The sequence below is a fragment of the Rahnella bruchi genome, from assembly GCF_003614975.1.
GTDB lineage: Bacteria > Pseudomonadota > Gammaproteobacteria > Enterobacterales > Enterobacteriaceae > Rahnella > Rahnella bruchi.
The window spans coordinates 70,094-89,378 of record NZ_QZWI01000014.1; the positions used below are offsets into that span (position 1 = coordinate 70,094).

Sequence of the window (19,285 nt, forward strand, 5' to 3'; positions counted from 1 at the left end):
ATATAGGTCAATAAACCTTAGTGAGAGCACGAAGATCCAAACTATAGGGAAGGTCTTAAAAGTACGAAATGGGTTATACTGCGGGGCTGGTATTTGTATTTATCAAATAAATTTGATTCTTTGCTTCAGGAAATTCTTGTGAACACTTTCCAAAACTATCTGCTCCACAGGGGCAAACCATGAGCCGTCCGGCGCCTTCATATAAAGGGCTGACGCGTATTGCCTCGCTGGTCTCCCTTTGTGTCGCGCTGGTTCTGGTCTGCGTTAAAGTCTGGGCATGGGCTGCCACCGGCTCGATTGCGTTACTGACTTCCGCCGCTGACGGGCTGGTCGATGTGCTGGCCTCAATGGTGACGTTAATCGGCGTACGTTACGCCATCCGGCCTGCTGATAAAGGCCATCGTTACGGGCACGGCAAAGCCGAAGCCGTAGCGGCGTTCGTTCAGGCGCTGTTGTTGGGCGGAGCAGGGCTGGTGCTGGGCGGTGAATCCATCGGGCGCATCATTAATCCTGCACCGCTGGCGCAACTCGGCCTCGGGATTTGGGTCATCATCGGCAGTTCTCTGGCAGCCACGGGCTTAGTGCTGATGCAAACTTACGTGGTGAAACGTACCGGTTCGACGGCCATCGCCGCTGACCGCGCGCACTACGTCACGGATGTTGCGGTGAATATCGCCGTGCTGCTGGCGCTGATTTTCGAGCGCTACTTCGGCTGGACGCGTTCCGACTCCATCGGCGCATTGCTGATTTCCTTCTATATGCTCTGGAACGCCCGTGGTATGGCGGCAGACGCACTGACCCAGTTACTGGACAGAGAACTGAGCGCCGACGACCGTAAGCGCATCAAAGCGGCAGTATTAAGTATTGAAGGCGTGCGCGGTGTGCATGACATTCGTACCCGTAACGGCGGCGACCGCGTATTTGTTGAATTCCACCTCGAAGTAGATGGCACTCTGACGGTTGATATCGGGCACGATATCGGCGATGCGGCTGAAATGGCGGTCAGCAAACTGTTCAAGTCAGCGGATGTGACGGCGCATCTGGAGCCTGACGGGATTGATGACGACAGGTTAGATAATTTATTGCATTAAGATCTAAACCTTGGGCGGCGAGCCAACGACCTTAACCTTAAGGCCAGTTTGGGTGGCAACCCCAGGTTAGAAACTTTTGACTTTTTAAAAGCCGCCCAAATGCAGCGGCTATCCTGTATTACTTAATCGCCATTGCATCCCGCATCGTATAGAACAAATCCGTCTGGTCGGTCAGTCCAACAACATTCGCCGCATGCGGGCCGAATGCGGCAATCCGCAGCTGAGTCCCGGTATGTCCCTGCGAATCGTCTTCTGAATTGCCGTAACTGATGGTCATTGGCGCGCCGTCTTTGGTGGTCAGCGTCTGCGTCAGACCCGGTGCATTGGCGTCGGCTTCGATAATCTGGCTGGAATGTGCGTGGTCGGCGGTGACGATAACCAGCGTGTTTCCATCCTGACGGGCGAATTCCAGCGCTTTCTGCACGGCCTCATCCAAATCTACCGTTTCACCAAACTGTCCGCATGGATTGGCGGCGTGATCTTGTTTATCAATCGACGCGCCTTCAACTTGCAGGAAGAAACCGTTTTGATTGGTTTTCAGCAGATCGATGGCTTTTTCTGTCATCGCCGCCAGCGTCGGGATTTCTGCGGTACGTTGCGGGTTAGCTTCACAGGTTACAGCCGGTTTATCGATATTGCCGTGATAGGTGGCTTTCGGACCCTGCCAGCGAACCGGCATATTGCCTTCGGAGAACAAGCCAAGCAGCGGTTTTTTCTGGTCAGCCAGCGTGATGGCGCTGAGCTGTTCTGCATTTTCCACCCACACATAACCCTGCGCCAGTGCCTGATCTTTCAGGGATTTACCCTGAAACTCACCGGCTTTGGCCATCTGGCTGAAGGATTTTCTGCCACCGCCCAGCGTGACATCCGCGCGAGCCTGCAATAACTGTTCGGTGATAGAGCCGCGTCCGCCGTTTTCCAGCGCGTTACTGGCGCATTTCTCGGCAGTTTCATCTGGTCCATAACACTTGCGGGAAGTGACGTGGGCGATTTGCGCGGCGGGTGTAGCATCCTGCAATTCAGCGGTAGAGACGTTGCCGGTGGCTTTGCCCGCGGCTTTGGCGATTTCGAGAATGGTCTGGTGATCTTTACCGTTTACGTCCACGCCAATCGCGCCATTATAGCTTTTGACGCCGGTCGCCCAGGCAGTGGCGGAAGCGGCAGAATCGGTCACGTAACTCGGTTTCTGGGTTTTCTTATCCAGAGAATAATGCGTGTACTGACCGGTCAGCGGCAGGGCATCAATACCTTTAAAATAGCCACCAGCGCCTTCTGCATAGTTACGTGCGGAGGTGATTTCTGAATCCCCCATGCCATCGCCAATCAGCAGAATCACGTTCTTCACTGTTTTATCAGACAGCGAGGCTTTCAATGCGGCGGTCTGATCACCACTCAGACGACGTGCGCCACCCGGTTCTGTCAGTACACCTTTTGCTGCGCGGTCAGTCAGTGTGCCAGTTTCCGCAGCGAGAACAGTGGCAGAAGTGGAAAGCAGCAGCGCGGCAGTCACCGCGCGGGCGATCAGAGATACAGATTGATGCATTGTCAAAACTCCTTTTTAAGAACCTTCGGAAATAAAAATACATATATAGATATTTTTTGTTACCGAAAGGTTAAGGGAGAGTTGTGACGGTTTAATGACAGGCGCGGGGCGTGAAGCCGGTTTTAACTTCAACTTCAACACCGTGGACGGCGAGCCCACGACCTTGACCTTAAGGCCAGTTTGGACGCCGAGCCCAATGGGTTGATTTAAAAGCCATCCTTTGTACCGGCACTTTGCAAAAAAAAAGCCCCGAATATCGGGGCTTTTTCACAAAAACGTCAACGGCGTAATCAGTTAACCTGAACCGGCATCCCTGAACGCATTTCGATTGCGCGCTGTACCACAGTCTGGTTAACCGCAGGATCCATCGCAACAGTGTTAGCACTGCCGGTCAGCGTGATTGGCAGCGGCTGCTGTGAATCAAACTCTTCCTGGCTAGAGGACAGCGGGTTGTGGATCTCAATGTAACGCTTACCGTCAGGTTCAACGGAGGCTTTCACCGGTTCATTAATGAACTGAACGCGGGTGCCTTGCGGAACGTTGTCGAACAGCCATTTGATGTCGGCATCACGCAGACGCACACAACCGTGGCTCACACGCAGACCGATACCGAAGTTGGCGTTGGTGCCGTGAACGGCATACAGACGACCAACATACAGGGCGTACAGACCCATCGGGTTGTCCGGACCCGCAGGGAAGACCGCTGGCAGGAATTCGCCGCGTGAAGCATATTCTTCATGCATTTTCGCGGTCGGAGTCCAGGTCGGGCCTGCTTTTTTACGCTGAACGGTGGTGACCCAGTTCATCGGGGTGTCTTTGCCCAGTTCACCGATACCGATTGGCAGAACCACTACGGTATTCGTGCCTTTCGGGTAGTAATACAGACGCATTTCAGCACTGTTGATCACGATGCCATCATGCGGAGTATCCGGCAGGATCAGCTGCTGAGGAATGGTCAGCACCGTGCCTGGCGTTGGCAGGAACGGGTCAACGCCTGGGTTGGCTTCGAGCATGTTGCTCAAACCCATCTGGTATTGTGCTGCAAAATGTTCCAGTGGCAGGCTGCTGCCCTGAGGAACAGTCACTGTGATGTTTTCACCGACCAGACGACCATTATTGGCCGGCAGAGGGTAGACCACAGCAAAAGACGCCTGGCTATATGCAGCAACTGCCAAAACCAGGGTAAGGATTGCGCGAAAGCTCATTTTCATATTTTCGTTGGTCGTTAATGCCACACTGGCAGTTGTTGTCAGAATGTTGATTCCCCCCGACGCAATAGAAACCGGCCGGTGAGATAGTGTACTTGCACATAGCACTTGAAAGGGACTCAGGATATGTAACGAATCACCTTACAGGGCCGCTAATTATAAGGATTTATTTCAAACAGGCCAAAGCTTTCTCATCTTCTTGGAAAAGTTCCCTTCAGCAATCGCATTTTTTGGGGTGGCATCCACACTTCTTTACATTCATTCCCCTATTTACGGCAAAAAGGCACCATGACCAGCGCCGCCAGAAACATCCAGGCCATCACCTGAAAAATGTCATTGAAGGCCAGCGTAAGAGATTGCGCGGCAACTTTTGCGCCGAATAAACCTTTTGCCATCAGTAAGGCCTGCGCGGTGTCCGGCGTCAGATGACCGATCCGCTGGGCCAGAGATCCAATGACTTCCTGTGCGGTATCACCATAGTGTCCGAGACTTTCGCCGAAACGTGCCGCGTGTACCTGCGTCCAGTCCTGCAACCAGGTATTCACGGTAGCTATACCAATCGCACCGCCGAGATTTCGCATCAGGTTAAACAGCCCTGACGCGTAGCGCAGTTCCGGCCCCTGAAAGGCGGTCAGCGCCATGTTCACGCTCGGCACGATGCATAACATGATAAACAAGCCGCGTACGACCTGCGGCCAGAAAAACTGATCCGATCCCCAGAAGGGAGTGACAGTGGTGGTCAGCCAAAGACTGAGGGCGAAACCGGATAATCCCACGGCGATCAGCAACCTGCGGTCAACGCGCCCGATTAATCTGGCGGCCAGAATGGTGCTGAAAAACTGGCCGACGCCGACCACAAACACCGTCGTGCCGATTTCCAGGCTATTGAAATCGCGGATGCGGCCCAGGAAAACGGGTGTCAGGTAGGTAGATGCATACAACCCAAAGCCGACGACCAGATTGAACAGACAGGCGAAGGTGAATGTCGGATCGCGAAAAGGGGTCAGGCGCACGATCGGGTTTTTAGAATAAAAGGAACGTTCGAGGAACAGCACAAAGGCCACCAGCGAGAACCACGCCGAAATCTGGATTTGCGGATCACTGAACCAGTTCTTTCGCGGACCTTCTTCCAGCACGTATTCGAGACACCCGAGCGCTATCGCCATCGACAATAAATGCACCCAGTCGATGCGTTTTAGCATCGAAAAATCAGCCTTATCAACATGGATAAACAGCACTGCGCCGGTCGCTACCAGAATGCCGGGCAGGATGTTGATAAAGAAAATCCAGCGCCAGTCGAGCAGTTGTGTCACCACGCCGCCGACCGTCGGCCCAAGCGTCGGTGCCAGTACGCTGACCATGCCGAGGATCGCTGGGATCAACGCCTGCTGTTTACCCTGAAACATGGCAAAGCCGGTGGCGAATACGGTCGGCACCATTGCGCCGCCGGTAAAGCCCTGCAATGCACGGAAGAAGATCATTGACTCAATATTCCATGAAAATCCGCAACCGATGCTGCTGAGCGTGAACAATGCGGCGGAGGCACTGAACAACCAGCGGGTGGAAAGCGCCTGCGTCAGGAATGCCGAGAAAGGGATCATCACCAGTTCGGCGATCAGGTAAGAGGTTTGTACCCAGCTGATTTCATCGGGACCGGCTGAAAGTCCGGCCTGCACATCATTTAAAGACGCGGCGACGATCTGAATGTCGATCAGCGCCAGAAACATGCCAAACGCCATAATGCTGAAAATCAGAAACTTGCGTGATGTCGGGTAATCCGCAGGCGAGAGCGTCGCGGCTGGAGTCAGGGTGGCAGACATTTTTGTGAGATCCTGGGGCTTGTTTGTATGATGAGTATCATATTAATATGATGGTCATCATGCAATGAGTGAGAATAAAAATGAGTGAAACCACAGCAGGTGAAGGGATCCCGGTCCCGGCAGAGAAAGCCAGTAAACGCTCGAAGCGGATCTTTATGGTCAGCGGTATTGCGCTGGCTGTTGCCCTGGGCGGTGCCGCCTGGTTGCTGGCAGCGCCTGCGGCGGAGTCCACTGATGATGCCTATCTGACAGCGGATGCGACGACCGTTGCGCCAAAGGTGAAGGGATTTGTGGCCAAAGTGCTGGTACGCCACAACCAGCGGGTGCATGCGGGGGATAAACTGGTTTTGATCGACAGTGAGGAATTCACAGCGCGTCTGAATGCGGCACGCGGCGATCTCGAGGATGCCCGCGCTCAGGTCGCGCAACAGCAGGCCGCGTTACTCAGTCAGCAGGCGCAGGAACAGCTGGCACTGACCCAAATTGAGGCGGCGCGCACGGCGATCCGCTCTTCACGCGCCGAGCAGCAACACGCCGAAGCTGAACAGCAACGTTATCAGTCACTGGCGGTCAGCGGCGCGACGTCACGCAATGACGCCGACCGTTATAAAACTACCGCCGTGACCGCCGAGCAAACCTCGGCGCACGCCGTGGCCATGCTGGATGTGGCACAAAATCAGGCGGCGGTTACGCATGCTAAAAAAGCCGAAATCGAAGCCGCGCTGGCGCTGGCGAATTCGGCGGTGGTGAAAGCGCAGGCGGCAGAAGATCTGGCGCAGCAGGATCTCAGTCACACGACAATTTTTGCCGCAGTCGATGGTATAGCAGGAAACCGTCAGGTGCAGGTGGGCGATTACGTTACGCCCGGTCAGCGGCTGATGACGCTGGTGCCGGAGCAGGGGATTTATGTCACGGCCAACTTTAAGGAAACGCAAACTGGCAGGATGCAGCCGGGACAAAGGGCGGATGTGCATGTGGATGCCCTGCCGGGCGTGACGTTTCGTGGTGAAGTCGACAGCCTCGCGCCGGGTTCCGGTTCGACATTTGCGTTGCTGCCCTTTGAACCGGGTACCGGTAATTTTACCAAGATTGTTCAGCGGGTGCCGGTGCGTATTCGCCTCGACGCGGGTCAGCCGGATCTCGCGGCGCTGCGTCCGGGATTATCGGTGGATGCCCGCGTTTCGTTAACCGATGCGGTCAGGTAAACTATGACAGCAATTTTCTGATTATCAGGGCCTTACTATGCGCTACGAAAGTGAACATAAACCTAAAATCCGCGAGCGGATCGTGAAAGAAGCGGCGAAAGCTATCCGTGCCAAAGGACCGTTGCAGGTCAGCGTGGCAGGCGTGATGAGCAAAGCCGGGCTGACGCACGGCGGGTTTTATGCGCACTTTGCCTCGAAAGAGGCGCTGCTCGAAGCGGCAATAGAGCAGATGTTTAATCAGGTGATGCTGCGCTGGGAGAAAAACAATCAGGGGTTGGCCGCACCGCAGCAGCTGGCGGCCTATATCGATTTTTATCTTTCTCCGTGGCACCGCGACAACCGCGCCCAGGGCTGTCCGGTTTCAGCGCTGGCTTCCGAAACACCCCGTATGTCTGCGCCTTGTCAGGCGGAATTTGCCCGTGGAATCGAACGTATCCGTGCAATGATTATTCGTCAGCTAACGGAAATGGGCGTTGATGATCCGCAAACTGCGGCGATATCGGTGAGTGCAGAGCTGATGGGCAGTTTATCGCTGGCGCGTTGCGAGCCGGATCGTGAGATATCCGATGCCTTACTGGAAAGTGCGAAGAAAGCGCTGAAGAGGCGGTTAAATTTATCAGACGAATAAACGGTATCCGGGCAGCGCCTCCCCTGCGGAGGGGAGGATTGGGGTGGGATATTAAAGATAACACGAGGGTTAAGTTCGTATTAAACCCACACCCCATCCCAGCCTTCCCCTCGTGAGAGGGGAAGGAGTAAATCAGAAATCATAACCCACTGTAGCAACCACAGTACGTTCCTGACCCCAGTAGCAATAGCTGGTGCCGTAACAGGCTGCGACATATTTTTTGTCGAGCAAGTTATTGGCGTTCAGCTGTACATACGCGCCTTTCAGCTGCGGATTAAACTGCACCAGATTCATACGCAGTGAAGCATCAACCAGCGTCGCGGAAGGCATGTGCTGGGTGTTTTCGTTATCAGCCCATTGTGTGCCGATGTAACGAACGCCCAGACCCAAGTCCACACCCACCGGCGTATTGTACTGACCCCAGATTGAAGCCATTTGTTTTGGCGTCACATACGGCGTGTTGCCGTTGTTCTGCGCGGCATCACGGATACGCACTTTGTTATAGGTATAACCGGCCATCACGTTGAAACGTTCGGTAACCTGTTTCTTGGCTTCCAGCTCCAGACCCTGTGAACGGATTTTACCTGCCGGCTCGTAGTAGCTGCCCACCACCACGCGATTACCCACGTCATCTTGAGTCAGATCATACAACGCCGCGGTGTACATATCGGAAGTACCGACCGGCTGGTATTTGATCCCCGCTTCGTATTGCTCACTCTGCATCGGTTTCAGCAGCGTGCCGTCCTGACCCGGCAGGGCAGATGGCGTCATGGCCTGGCTGTAGCTGACGTAAGGAGAAATCCCGTTATCGAATGCATAAAGCAGGGAAGCGCGGCTGTTGAAGTGTTCGTCTTTACGTTCGCTGTTGCTTTGCGTGCCGTAAATGCTTTCATAGCTGCGGCTGGACGTTTTCAGCGTGTCGTAACGGCCGGACAGGGTCAGATACCACTTGTTCCAGCTCATTTCGTCCTGCAGATAAGTGCCCATCTGCTCGTAACGGTTTTTGCCGCGTGAATGACTGTAGTAATTCAGTGCATCGCCGCCAACACCGGTATACGGGTTCAGCATCTCAGCGGTTGCACCATCAGATTTTACGTCGTTGATAAAGTGGGAATAGTCGAAACCGAGTACCACTTTATGCGCCACTTCGCCGGTCGCGAAATCGGCTTCCAGCTGGTTATCAATAGCAAACGTATCCAGGGAGGATTTTTCGCCGGAATAGTAGCGATTCATCAGAGTGCGGTCAGCGTTCCAGCCTGCCTGATACACCTGATCCAGCTCGGTATTGGAATGGGTATAGTTGGCGTTCTGGCGGAATGACCACACGTCGTTAAACGCATGCTGGAATTCGTAGCTGTAGATTTGCTCCCAGCGTTTGAACTGGTTGCGGGTGCTTTCGCCATCGAAGAAACCACGGCTCAGTTTCTGGCCGTACAGGCTGCCGTCAGCAGGCACTGCGGCGTGGTAACCGCCGGACGGATCCTTTTGCAGATAAGCACGCAGTAACAGCGAGGTGTTTTCATCCGGCGTCCACAGCAACTGTGGAGAAATCGCGTAACGCTCTTCGCGCTGATGATCGTATTGCGTATCGCTGCTGCGGGTCATACCGGTCAGACGGAATGCCAGCTGATCGTTGATCGCATTGGTGTAATCAAACGCGCCGCCTTTCGTGTTTTGCGTGCCGCCGGAAAGCTGGAAGTGACCTTCTTCAGCGAATTGCGGACGTTTGGTGGACTCAACCACCACACCGCCGGGAATACTCTGGCCATAAAGCGCAGAAGACGGGCCTTTCACCACATCAATACGCTCGAGGAACCATGGATCAACCTGAATGGAGTTGTAAGTCGCGCCATCGCTGAGAATACGCAGGCCATCGAGGAAGGTGTTGTTGACGTCACCGCCGTGGAAACCGCGCAGGGAAATGGTGTCATAACGCGTTGCGCCACCGGCAAAGTTGGTGAATACGCCCGGCGTGTAGTTCAGTGCAGCGTTAACCGTGGTGGCGTTCTGATCAGTCATTTGCTGACGGGTGACAACAGAAACAGCCTGACCGGTCGTGATCAGCGGTTGATCCGTTTTGGTCGCGCTTTTACTGGTTTTTGCACTGTAACCCTGCGTCGGAGCATCTGCGGTATCAGCAGGTGCGGCTTTGACAATAACCGTATCTTCGGCAGCCATTGATGCAGCCGGAACGGCCAGTGCCATGGCGCACATAAGCACCGAGCGTTTGAGGGGGAAAGCCAACAACATATTCATAGTCCCTATAAATAACCTGATAAATCATCAGGTGATTAATTGATGCGTGTGTAATAAACCCAAAAAGCCAACAGTGTTCCGCACAAAAGCCGGGACACAGACATGCGTACTGGCCTGACAAAACGATACGAATGTTAAACTTAATGATAATTGTTATCATTATTATTTTACAAATTCAAGTGAGCTTTCTTCAAAAACTGTGAAGTGGCGCATGTTCATCCATATGAAAGATAGGGTCTTTTTGATTGTTTTACGGACAGCCTTACTCCTCGGGAGGGGATCTGGTCAGCGTGAAATGACGTGAGATTTGATTAATTTCATTGAAAACGCGGGCAAAACTACAATTAAGGATTAGCTTTAAAAATGAGTTTTTTAAAATCGAAAAAGTTCACAGCAGGAGACAGCATGAATACGGAAAGTCCGCAGGAATACAGTCAAAAATGGACCGAAGTGGATAACTATCTGGTCAGCCATCTGGTGGAAGACGATCCGGTATTACAGCAGGTGCTCGCGAATAATCATCAGGCCGGATTGCCCGCGCACGATGTGGCCCCTAATCAGGGGAAACTTCTGGCGTTATTCGCGCAAATTACCGGTGCGCAGAAGGTACTGGAAATCGGCACGCTGGGCGCTTACAGCACAATATGGCTGGCGCGCGCGCTGCCAGCATTGGGCAAAGTGGTGACGCTGGAAGCCGATCCGCATCATGCCAGGGTCGCGCAGACCAATATTGATCTTGCCGGGTTGCGGGAAAAAATTACGCTGCACACCGGTCCCGCGTCTGAAACTTTACCGACGCTGACGGCTGAAGCGCCGTTTGATCTGATTTTCATTGATGCAGATAAACCTTCTAATCCGCTTTATCTGGAATGGGCGCTGAAGCTGTCGAAACCGGGCACGCTAATTATCGGTGATAACGTTGTGCGTGACGGCGCAGTGGTAGATCCGCACAGCGACGACGCCCGTGTACAGGGCGTTCGCCGCTTTATTGCGATGATTGAGCAGGAACCGCGTTTATCCGCCACCGCGCTGCAAACCGTCGGCAGCAAAGGCTGTGACGGTTTTGTTCTGGCGCGGGTGATCAGTTAAACGCAGACGTTAACGGGCAAGACCAAAGCCAATTTCAAACAGCGGGTCTTCGCTGTCGTGCGGCATATCAGACTGTTGTTTGAGCACCGCCTCCATTGATGAAGGCAGCTCGAACGGCAGTTTCCCGGTATAGGTTTCGCTGCTGGTCAGACGGGTGAACAGCACCGCATCGCTGACGCCGAAATTACCGATAACCGCTTTCGCTTTGTCATTCACGTTAGTGAGAATGGCAGGGCGGTCGAGATAGACTGTCACCACCGTCGGCACCACTTTGCTGGCTTTTACGATGGCCAGATAATCGGCATTATCGTCAGTGAAAGCCAGCGATCCTTCATGGTGGCGTTTGCCGAAGAACCACTGCTTATGCGGTTGCTCATAAGGCGCATGAGCGCGGATCAGGGCGACATCGGCTTTTTCGGGCGCATCAACCACGATGAAACCTGCGGCATGTGCGGCTTTTGGCTCAATGCCATACAGCCAGACTTTTTTACCTTTCTTCAGCGGTAACAGATCGCCGGTATTTTGCAGTAAAACAAGCGAATGGCGTTGTGCGGCATCAGCTTCTTTCTGCCAGTCTGCGCGCCCGACGGTGTTCACGGCTTTCTGAGGATCAACATACGGATTTTCAAACAGGCCGGTGCGGAATTTTTGCTCTAAAATCCGCTCGACGGATCCATCCAGCCGCTGCTGCGTAAGTTGTTTTTCGTTTACTGCATTCACCAGTAATTGTGAATCAGTCACGCCACCAAACTGATCCACACCTGCTTTAACGGCTTTGACGAAACGCTGTTGCGGCGTCAGGTTTTCAACGCCCCAGGACATGCCACCGGGTACCGGTTCTTTGTCTTCCGGCGAACCATTCAGGCATTCATCTTCGCAATTGCTGGTGATCAGCCAGTCGCTGAGGATCACCCCTTTGAAACCATACTGACCACGCAGAATATCTGTCAGCAGCTGATGGCTGAATCCTGCACCGACCTGTTCAAGCGGCTTGCCCTCGAACGACGCGTTTTTCAAAATGGAATATGTTGGCATGACGCTGGCGACGTTGGCTTCAAACGCGCCGGTAAAGGGATAGATGTGTTCTTTGAGATTATTGCCAGGGAAGACGGCATTTTTGCCGTAGACGTTATGGCTGTCGTAGCCCTTTTCTGCTGCGCCGTAACCGACCCAGTGTTTCACCACAGAAATCACGCTGCCGGAATTGAGGCCATCGCCTCCGTTTTGCATTCCTTCGATGTAGCCGCGCACCATGTTATGTACCCGCGTCGGGTCTTCACCGAAAGTACCGCTGATCCGCGCCCAGCGCGGTTCGGTCGCCAGATCGGCCTGGGGGGAAAGGGCTTCACGAATCCCCACAGCCAGATATTCCTGACGCACAATATCAGCATAACGCCGGGTGAGTTTTTCATCGCCAATCGCCGCCAGCCCTAAGGTCTCCGGCCACTGGGTGAATTTGCCGGAAGAGGTGCTCGCGCCAATCAGATATTCAAACGAATTGCGCGGATCACTGCTGACAGTGACCGGAATACCGAGCCGTGTCTTTTCGGCAATCTGCTGTAATTTGTTGTTTTCTTCAGCCATCAGCGCCGGGTCTTCGGCAGACAGACGGGTGATCAGGCTGTTGACCTTAGCGCCGGAAATCATCTTTTCCGCCGCTGCCAAATCATAATGTGTTCCGGCCCCGATCGGGCTGTTGGCCGTCGGTGCGGAACCGTGCATCATTACACCGGCTTTTTCTTCCAGCGTCATGCGTTTTACCAGATCCGCCGCGCGTTCTTCGGGCGTCAGCCGCCAGTCTTCATAGGGTTCAAGCTTACCTGAGTGATTGAGGTCTTTGAACTGTAGCCCATCAACGTTGAGCAATGTGACTTCCCGCTGACTCAGCTCGGGCTGAGCGGTATCAGCAAAAACAACAGGGGTTGAAAGCAGAAGGGCGGAAACAGCCAGGCTCAGAGGTTTAATTTTCATCATCATCCTTAATTACTTTGTGTCTATAACGAATTGAAAAATATAGAAACTTAATTCTTAAGGAATAACCTATTTGCCTGTCTGATATTGCGATCAGGTTCTCAAATGTTGTCAGCCAAGAACCATTCCCAGCACTGCGCCGACCGCCAGCACCCACAGCGGGTGGATACGCTTATTGAGCGCCAGCAGCGTACAGAGCGCAATCACGCCCGCCAGCGGCAATGTGGTGGCAGAAGCTTTGGCGATTAACAGCCCGCTCGATACCACCAGGCCGACGGTGACCGGTACCAGCCCGCGCTGAATAACCTGCCGCCACGGACGGTCTTTGTAACGTTTCCATCCGCCCATCACGATGAGCGTTACCACCGAGGACGGGCCAAACTTCGCCAGTGACGACACCAGCAGGCCGGACCATCCTGCGACCTGCCAGCCAATCAGCGGCACGATCATCATATTCGGGCCGGGTGCGGCCTGAGCCAGCGCGAACAGGGCGCTGAATTCCTGAGCGCTCATCCAGTGATGCACCTGCACCACGGCACGCTGCATCTCCGGTAAAATGGTATTACCACCGCCAAAAGCCAGCAGAGAAAGCTCGGTAAACAGCAGGGCGAGTGAGAGTAAAACGGCCATCAGAATTTAGTCCTTGCGCAGATAAAAATGCTGACCGGTGCCAGCACCAGCATGACCGGCAGCATCGGGATGCGAAATCCTGCGATAGCAATAACGCCCGCGGCGACCAGCGCCTGTTGCAGCCATTTTCCCCGCAAAGGTGCCAGCATTTTGAGGCCGGTGGATAACAATAAACCGGCCGCCCCCGCCGCCATCCCCGCAAACAAATGTTCCACCAGCGGTTCATTCTGATAACGCGCATACACCAGCCCGAGCAGGACAACGCAAATTGTCGGCGCCAGGATCAGACCGAGAATGGCCGAAAGCGCACCTCGCAACCCGCGAAATTCCATTCCGAGCGCGACTGACAAATTAATAATATTGCCGCCCGGTAAAAACTGGCACAAACCCAGCAGTTCGGTGAACTGATCGCCGGTGAGCCAGCGGCGTTTATCCACCAGCATATGCCGTGCCATCGGCAGCACGCCGCCGAAACCGGTCAGGCCAAGAACGAAAAATCCCATAAACAGTTGTCCGCAATCGGGTTGCGGCGCGGTACCATCTTCTGTATCCAGCATTAATTTATCCTGCGTTTGTGCCGACATTTTCACACTCTCCCTCAAATGTAATTCAAAGCCGCCAGAGGCGTAAATTCTGTTACGGATCATGCGCGTGGATGTGCCATGATGTCTAATGCCTTTATTAATGCACAAAGATACCCTGAGGGTATGGATATGATTGAACTGAAGCGTCTGAATGCGTTCGTTACCGTGGTGGAAGCAGGCAGCATTACCCGCGCCGCAGAGCTGCTGTTTATCCAGCAACCGCCGCTGACCCGCCTGTTACAGGGGCTGGAGCAGGAATTTGGCGTGCCTTTATTACAACGTCTGCCGCGCGGGGTGATCACGACCGAAGCGGGTGAAGTGCTATTACAGGAAGCGCGGGCTGTGCTTGCGCGTGCCGCTCAGCTCACTGCCGCCATGCACCGTGCCGCGCAGGGTGAACAGGGGCGCGTGCGCATCGGTTTCACCAGTTCCGCCGCACTGCATACGTTTGTGCCCGCGTTGTTGCGTCGCTATCGGGAGATTTATCCGGCAGTCAGTACGCAGCTTGAGGAAAGCGGCAGCGGCGAGTTGCTGGCATCGGTGGTGGCGGGCGAACTGGATGTGGCATTTGTGCGTATGCGGGTCAAAGATATGCCCGAGTTAGAGATGGAAAAAGTGCTCGAGGAACCGATGTGGGTAGCCGTTCCGGCGGGTCACAGACTGGCTGCGCAAACCACCGGCCAGCCGCTGAAACTTGAGGAACTGAGTAACGAACCGTTTGTATTATACCGTCGTCGTGCCGGGCAGGGATTGTATGACGCCATACTGGCAGCGTATGTCCGAGCCGGTTTCAGTCCGCATATCGTCCAGGAAGCGCCAAGGCTGACATCGTGCCTGAGTCTGGTCGGCGCAGGGCTGGGTATTTCGATTGTGCCGGAATCTATGACCCGGCTGGGCGGCGATGGCGTGGTGTTTTTGCCACTCGATGCCGCCACGCAACTCAGTGCGCCGCTCTATCTTGCGCGGCGGGAAGACAGCCATTCATCGGCTATAATCAATACGTTTTGTCAGTTGGTGAAATCGCAATTAAAGGCTGATTAGAGATGTTGCTCGGAAATGTGTTTTTGGGTGGATTCCAGCGTAATGTCGTCGGATTCGATGGCGCTGAGCAGGGAATCGAGCAGGCCGGGGAAGCGGGCGTCCAGATCTTCGCGGCGCAGTGAAAGCAAATTGGCTCGGCCATCCGGGCGCTGCAAGATAACGCCGCTGTCACGCAGAACGCGCCAGTGATGAGTCAGCGTCGATTTTGACAGACCCTGCAATAACGTTCCGCAAGGATGCTCGCCGCCTTTGGCCAGCGTGCGCACTACGGCCAGACGTACCGGATTACCCAGTGCAGTCAGAACATTTTCGAGGCGGATCTGCTCGCGCTCAGGGTGGTTGGCTATCATATTGTTCCTTTACTTTAACGACACTCATCGGCGGCCGCGCAATATAGCCTATCCCTCTGCTGCTGTACAACGCGACGGCTCTGACCAATTTCATCGATAGAATAAAATAATTGTACGAATATACACGTACAATTGTAGTATACTCTCCGCACTAAGAAGTTTAGTACTCATTACTTTGTGACGGGACGTGAAAACCACTCTCCGCCAACTTAGCCATCAACCAGTAAGGACGTTATATGGCTCGCAAAACGCCAATCGAGCGCTACCGCAATATCGGTATCTCAGCACACATCGACGCAGGTAAAACCACCACCACCGAGCGTATTCTTTTCTACACCGGCATGAATCATAAGCTGGGAGAAGTGCATGACGGCGGTGCGACCACAGACTGGATGGCTCAGGAACAGGAGCGCGGGATTACCATTACCTCCGCCGCCGTGACCTGTTTCTGGCGCGGGATGGATCACTCTTTCGATGAGCATCGCATTAATATTATCGACACTCCTGGGCACGTGGACTTCACCATTGAAGTCGAACGTTCCATGCGTGTACTCGACGGTGCGGTCATGGTGTACGACGCGGTGGGCGGCGTGCAGCCACAGTCTGAAACCGTGTGGCGTCAGGCCAATAAATACAAAGTGCCGCGTCTGGCGTTCGTTAATAAAATGGACCGTCAGGGCGCAGATTTCTTCCGTGTTCGCCAGATGATGGTCGATCGCCTGAAAGCCAATCCGGTGCCGATTGTGATTCCGATTGGTAAAGAAGAGCATTTCACCGGCGTGGTGGATTTACGCAAAATGCGCGCCATTTTGTGGGATGACGCGACGCAAGGTATGACCTTTACCTATGAAGCGATCCCGCCAGATTTGCAGGCGCTGGCGGAAGAATGGCGCGAGAAAATGGTCTCGGCTGCTGCCGAAGCCAATGACGCGCTGATGGATAAATATCTCGAAGAAGGCACGCTGACTGAGGATGAAATCACCCAGGGTCTGCGTCTGCGCACTATCGCCGGTGAAATCCAGCCGATGTTGTGCGGCAGTGCATTCAAGAATAAAGGCGTGCAGCGCATGCTCGATGCCGTGATCGAACTGATGCCCTCTCCGCTGGATATTCCGCCGGTGGCGGGTACTGACGAAGACGGCAACGAAGTGTTCCGTCATTCCGATGACAACGAGAAGTTCTCGGCGCTGGCGTTCAAACTGATGACTGACCCGTATGTCGGCCAGCTGACGTTTGTCCGCGTTTATTCCGGTGTGCTGAAAAAAGGCGACAGCGTGTATAACCCAGTGCGCGGCAAGAAAGAGCGTATTGGCCGTATCGTGCAGATGCATGCGAATGACCGTATCGAGATTGACGAAATCCGTGCTGGTGATATTGCCGCCTGTGTCGGGCTGAAAGATGTGACGACCGGTGAAACGCTGTGTGACCCGACGGACATTATTACGCTGGTGCGTATGGAATTCCCGGACCCGGTGATTTCGCAGGCCATCGAGCCTAAGACCAAAGCCGACCAAGAAAAAATGGGTATCGCGCTGTCACGGCTGGCATCCGAAGACCCGTCGTTCCGCATCCGTACTGATGAGGAATCCGGCCAGACGATCATTTCCGGGATGGGTGAATTGCATCTGGAAATCATTGTCGACCGTATGAAACGTGAGTTCGGCGTGGAAGCCAACATCGGTAAACCGCAGGTCACGTACCGCGAAACGGTGCGTAAAACGGTGAAAGATGTTGAAGGGAAATTTGTTCGTCAGTCCGGCGGTAAAGGTCAGTACGGCCATGTGGTCTTTACGCTCGAACCGTTACCGGCAGGCACAGGTTTCGAGTTTGTCGATGCAACTAAAGGTGGCGTGGTGCCGCGCGACTATATCCCTGCGGTAGAAAAAGGGGTTACGGAAGCGCTGAACAACGGCATTCTGGCCGGTTATCCGGTGGTCGATGTGAAAGTGACACTGACTTTCGGTTCATACCACGAGGTCGATTCCTCGGAAATGGCGTTCAAAATGGCGGCGATCTTTGGTTTCAAAGAAGCAGCTAAACGCGCAGATCCGGTGATCCTCGAGCCGATGATGAAAGTCGAAGTGGAAACGCCGGAAGAGTATGCCGGTGGCGTAATGGGCGATTTGTCATCGCGTCGCGGGACGGTGCAGGGCATGGAAGAGATAGCGGGTGGCGGCGGTAAAATCATCAAAGCCGAAGTCCCGTTATCTGAAATGTTCGGTTACTCCACTGTTTTGCGGTCGATGTCGCAAGGACGTGCAACCTACAGCATGGAGTTCAATCACTATGCCGAGGCACCGCGCAATGTCGCTGAAAACATCATTGCGTCGCGTGGTAAATAAGCAAAACAGGCGTAATCTCCGCCACAGACAAAACGGTCCGCAAGGGCCGTTTTTTTTGTCTTAGAAAAGGATTCGATAGTTTATGACTTCATTGTGTGACACTCTAATGCGCATGTCAGATGTGTATGTGGAGGGTGTTATGTCATCAGTAACCGGAAATAAGAGACGAACGAATGTCACGCTGAGTGCCGATTTACTTGAACAGGCCAAAGCGTTCGGCATTAATCTTTCGGCAACGTTTGATAAAGCGTTAGGAGAAGCGGTGAAAGAGAAACAAAGGAAATTGTTCTTAGAGGAAAATCAACAAGCAATGGATTCCTGCAACGCCTTTACTGAAAAGGCAGGACTCTTCTCTCAGGGGCGTGGAGTTTTGTAATGGCGCAATTTGATGTGTACGAAAATCAGGGAGAGGGTAAAAATCTGTATCCCTATTTTATGGATATTCAGAATCCCTTATTTGAAAGACTCAACGAGCGGATCGTTGTGCCGCTAACCGCGGTTAGCAACCTGAAACCCATCAGGCACCTTCATCCCCTTATCATGATCCAAAATCATCAATACGTGTTGATGACTAATCTCCTGACCAGCGTGAGTGCAACGCAGTTACGCCATGAACCGGTGTTAAATGCGGACATTCATCGTGCTGATGTTGTGGCTGCGTTAGATCTACTGGTGATGGGAATTTAAGGCGCAAAACTCTGCGCCTTATTTTACGCGGTTATTTAGCTGACCAGTTTACTGACGATGGTCGCAACGTGTTTGCCCTGATGCACGGCAATACGCAGTTCTTCGGCGCTTGGCTGACGTGATCCATCGCCACCGGCGATAGTGGTCGCGCCATAAGGTGTGCCACCGCGAACCTGTGAAATATCGAACAGTTCAGGCGTGGTGTAACCGATGGGAACAATGATCATGCCGTGGTGGGCGAGGGTGGTCCACGTGGAGGTGATGGTCATTTCCTGGCCGCCGCCGGTACCGGTTGAGCTGAATACGCTGGCGACTTTGCCTGCCAGTGCGCCTTTGGCCCACAGGCCGCCGGTCTGGTCGAGGAAGGTTCGCATCTGGCCGGTCATGTTACCAAAGCGGGTTGGAGTGCCGAGAATGATGGCATCGTAATCGCCAAGTTCTGCGGGTGAGGCGACTTCAGCCGTCTGACCGGTTTTGCCACCGGCTGCCTTAAAGGCGTCTTCCGGCATCGTTTCAGGGACGCGTTTGATTGTGACTTCAACCCCAGGAACGCTGCGTGCGCCTTCGGCAACACTCTGCGCCATCGTTTCAATATGACCGTACATAGAGTGGTAGAGAACCAGTACTTTCGCCATCTTCAACTCCTCATTAGGTGATGTTTTTTCCGTATCACGCTCTGGTTTAGAGCCGGTAATACGGGCGAAAAATTCGCTTAAAAATCCCACATTGACTCCTCCGCGTGCATTGCAGTTGTCATGAGCAAGAGAGTTCATCGTCTGCGTATAAACCTTGAGATACAAACGCAAATTTTTGAACAGGCTCATCAATTAATTAGGGCAA

At 53.7% G+C, this 19,285-nt stretch carries 17 protein-coding genes; 8 read left to right on the forward strand and 9 right to left on the reverse strand.

The features are described from left to right. Nucleotides 1-179: 179 nt before the first annotated feature. The gene (locus D5398_RS19815; RefSeq protein ID WP_120509164.1) at nt 180-1,091 is read left to right on the forward strand and encodes a cation diffusion facilitator family transporter; all 912 of its coding nucleotides are present in this window, start codon (nt 180-182) and stop codon (nt 1,089-1,091) included. Nucleotides 1,092-1,209: 118 nt separating this feature from the next. On the opposite strand, the gene phoA is transcribed toward D5398_RS19815, so the two are convergent. From phoA to D5398_RS19830, 3 genes are all read right to left on the reverse strand, one after another. Then, nucleotides 1,210-2,634 carry an alkaline phosphatase gene (gene phoA, locus D5398_RS19820; protein ID WP_120509165.1) on the reverse strand — a complete coding sequence of 475 codons (1,425 nt, stop codon included), beginning with the start codon at nt 2,632-2,634 and terminating at the stop codon, nt 1,210-1,212. A gap of 290 nt (nt 2,635-2,924) precedes the next feature. Continuing rightward, complete coding sequence (locus D5398_RS19825; protein ID WP_120509166.1) at nt 2,925-3,845, reverse strand: L,D-transpeptidase family protein; 921 nt, start codon at nt 3,843-3,845, stop codon at nt 2,925-2,927. Between the two features lie 263 nt (nt 3,846-4,108). Beyond that, on the reverse strand, nt 4,109-5,662 hold the full coding sequence (locus D5398_RS19830; RefSeq protein ID WP_120509167.1) for a DHA2 family efflux MFS transporter permease subunit: 1,554 nt from the start codon (nt 5,660-5,662) through the stop codon (nt 4,109-4,111). Nucleotides 5,663-5,742: 80 nt separating this feature from the next. Here D5398_RS19830 and D5398_RS19835 point away from each other — a divergent pair, with 80 nt between their 5' ends. Further along, nucleotides 5,743-6,867 (forward strand): HlyD family secretion protein, encoded by a 1,125-nt coding sequence (locus D5398_RS19835; RefSeq protein ID WP_120509168.1) that lies wholly within the window; start codon nt 5,743-5,745, stop codon nt 6,865-6,867. A gap of 37 nt (nt 6,868-6,904) precedes the next feature. Continuing rightward, nucleotides 6,905-7,495: a TetR/AcrR family transcriptional regulator gene (locus tag D5398_RS19840; RefSeq protein ID WP_120509169.1), complete on the forward strand. Its 591-nt coding sequence runs from the start codon at nt 6,905-6,907 to the stop codon at nt 7,493-7,495. Between the two features lie 132 nt (nt 7,496-7,627). On the opposite strand, the gene D5398_RS19845 is transcribed toward D5398_RS19840, so the two are convergent. After that, nucleotides 7,628-9,745, reverse strand: a complete 2,118-nt coding sequence (locus D5398_RS19845) for a TonB-dependent siderophore receptor (protein WP_120509214.1) — start codon at nt 9,743-9,745, stop codon at nt 7,628-7,630. Nucleotides 9,746-10,156: 411 nt separating this feature from the next. On the opposite strand from D5398_RS19845, the gene D5398_RS19850 reads away from it, so the two are divergent. Then, nucleotides 10,157-10,840: an O-methyltransferase gene (locus D5398_RS19850; RefSeq protein WP_120509170.1), complete on the forward strand. Its 684-nt coding sequence runs from the start codon at nt 10,157-10,159 to the stop codon at nt 10,838-10,840. Nucleotides 10,841-10,849: 9 nt separating this feature from the next. Here D5398_RS19850 and D5398_RS19855 read toward each other — a convergent pair whose 3' ends face one another. From D5398_RS19855 to D5398_RS19865, 3 genes are all read right to left on the reverse strand, one after another. Continuing rightward, entirely contained in the window at nt 10,850-12,811 is a 1,962-nt protein-coding gene (locus tag D5398_RS19855; RefSeq protein WP_120509171.1) for a glycoside hydrolase family 3 protein, read from the reverse strand. Nucleotides 12,812-12,922: 111 nt separating this feature from the next. Next, the gene (locus D5398_RS19860) at nt 12,923-13,441 is read right to left on the reverse strand and encodes a chromate transporter (protein ID WP_120509172.1); all 519 of its coding nucleotides are present in this window, start codon (nt 13,439-13,441) and stop codon (nt 12,923-12,925) included. Continuing rightward, the gene (locus D5398_RS19865; protein ID WP_208646027.1) at nt 13,441-13,998 is read right to left on the reverse strand and encodes a chromate transporter; all 558 of its coding nucleotides are present in this window, start codon (nt 13,996-13,998) and stop codon (nt 13,441-13,443) included. The genes D5398_RS19860 and D5398_RS19865 overlap by 1 nt, the downstream gene beginning before the upstream one ends. Nucleotides 13,999-14,154: 156 nt before the next feature. On the opposite strand from D5398_RS19865, the gene D5398_RS19870 reads away from it, so the two are divergent. Further along, on the forward strand, nt 14,155-15,066 hold the full coding sequence (locus tag D5398_RS19870) for a LysR family transcriptional regulator (RefSeq protein ID WP_120509174.1): 912 nt from the start codon (nt 14,155-14,157) through the stop codon (nt 15,064-15,066). On the opposite strand, the gene D5398_RS19875 is transcribed toward D5398_RS19870, so the two are convergent. Beyond that, nucleotides 15,063-15,416 carry an ArsR/SmtB family transcription factor gene (locus D5398_RS19875; RefSeq protein ID WP_120509175.1) on the reverse strand — a complete coding sequence of 118 codons (354 nt, stop codon included), beginning with the start codon at nt 15,414-15,416 and terminating at the stop codon, nt 15,063-15,065. The two genes, D5398_RS19870 and D5398_RS19875, sit on opposite strands and share 4 nt — an antisense overlap. A gap of 236 nt (nt 15,417-15,652) precedes the next feature. Here D5398_RS19875 and fusA point away from each other — a divergent pair, with 236 nt between their 5' ends. The 3 genes from fusA (at nt 15,653) to D5398_RS19890 (ending at nt 18,445) form a co-directional block, all read left to right on the forward strand. Continuing rightward, the gene (gene fusA / locus D5398_RS19880; RefSeq protein ID WP_120509176.1) at nt 15,653-17,758 is read left to right on the forward strand and encodes an elongation factor G; all 2,106 of its coding nucleotides are present in this window, start codon (nt 15,653-15,655) and stop codon (nt 17,756-17,758) included. A gap of 139 nt (nt 17,759-17,897) precedes the next feature. Continuing rightward, nucleotides 17,898-18,134: a type II toxin-antitoxin system CcdA family antitoxin gene (locus tag D5398_RS19885; RefSeq protein WP_162940799.1), complete on the forward strand. Its 237-nt coding sequence runs from the start codon at nt 17,898-17,900 to the stop codon at nt 18,132-18,134. Continuing rightward, a complete protein-coding gene (locus D5398_RS19890) occupies nt 18,134-18,445 on the forward strand; it encodes a CcdB family protein (protein ID WP_120509177.1) in 312 nt (103 codons plus the stop codon). The genes D5398_RS19885 and D5398_RS19890 overlap by 1 nt, the downstream gene beginning before the upstream one ends. Nucleotides 18,446-18,480: 35 nt before the next feature. Here D5398_RS19890 and wrbA read toward each other — a convergent pair whose 3' ends face one another. Beyond that, nucleotides 18,481-19,080 carry an NAD(P)H:quinone oxidoreductase gene (gene wrbA, locus D5398_RS19895; protein WP_162940800.1) on the reverse strand — a complete coding sequence of 200 codons (600 nt, stop codon included), beginning with the start codon at nt 19,078-19,080 and terminating at the stop codon, nt 18,481-18,483. Nucleotides 19,081-19,285: the final 205 nt, after the last annotated feature.

Bases quoted from the DNA above. Each gene is read 5' to 3' on its own strand.
- D5398_RS19815 (WP_120509164.1), top strand. From the start codon at position 180: ATGAGCCGTCCGGCGCCTTCATATAAAGGGCTGACGCGTATTGCCTCG.
- phoA (WP_120509165.1), bottom strand. From the start codon at position 2,634: ATGCATCAATCTGTATCTCTGATCGCCCGCGCGGTGACTGCCGCGCTG.
- D5398_RS19825 (WP_120509166.1), bottom strand. From the start codon at position 3,845: ATGAAAATGAGCTTTCGCGCAATCCTTACCCTGGTTTTGGCAGTTGCT.
- D5398_RS19830 (WP_120509167.1), bottom strand. From the start codon at position 5,662: ATGTCTGCCACCCTGACTCCAGCCGCGACGCTCTCGCCTGCGGATTAC.
- D5398_RS19835 (WP_120509168.1), top strand. From the start codon at position 5,743: ATGAGTGAAACCACAGCAGGTGAAGGGATCCCGGTCCCGGCAGAGAAA.
- D5398_RS19840 (WP_120509169.1), top strand. From the start codon at position 6,905: ATGCGCTACGAAAGTGAACATAAACCTAAAATCCGCGAGCGGATCGTG.
- D5398_RS19845 (WP_120509214.1), bottom strand. From the start codon at position 9,745: ATGTTGTTGGCTTTCCCCCTCAAACGCTCGGTGCTTATGTGCGCCATG.
- D5398_RS19850 (WP_120509170.1), top strand. From the start codon at position 10,157: ATGAATACGGAAAGTCCGCAGGAATACAGTCAAAAATGGACCGAAGTG.
- D5398_RS19855 (WP_120509171.1), bottom strand. From the start codon at position 12,811: ATGAAAATTAAACCTCTGAGCCTGGCTGTTTCCGCCCTTCTGCTTTCA.
- D5398_RS19860 (WP_120509172.1), bottom strand. From the start codon at position 13,441: ATGGCCGTTTTACTCTCACTCGCCCTGCTGTTTACCGAGCTTTCTCTG.
- D5398_RS19865 (WP_208646027.1), bottom strand. From the start codon at position 13,998: ATGCTGGATACAGAAGATGGTACCGCGCCGCAACCCGATTGCGGACAA.
- D5398_RS19870 (WP_120509174.1), top strand. From the start codon at position 14,155: ATGATTGAACTGAAGCGTCTGAATGCGTTCGTTACCGTGGTGGAAGCA.
- D5398_RS19875 (WP_120509175.1), bottom strand. From the start codon at position 15,416: ATGATAGCCAACCACCCTGAGCGCGAGCAGATCCGCCTCGAAAATGTT.
- fusA (WP_120509176.1), top strand. From the start codon at position 15,653: ATGGCTCGCAAAACGCCAATCGAGCGCTACCGCAATATCGGTATCTCA.
- D5398_RS19885 (WP_162940799.1), top strand. From the start codon at position 17,898: ATGTCATCAGTAACCGGAAATAAGAGACGAACGAATGTCACGCTGAGT.
- D5398_RS19890 (WP_120509177.1), top strand. From the start codon at position 18,134: ATGGCGCAATTTGATGTGTACGAAAATCAGGGAGAGGGTAAAAATCTG.
- wrbA (WP_162940800.1), bottom strand. From the start codon at position 19,080: ATGGCGAAAGTACTGGTTCTCTACCACTCTATGTACGGTCATATTGAA.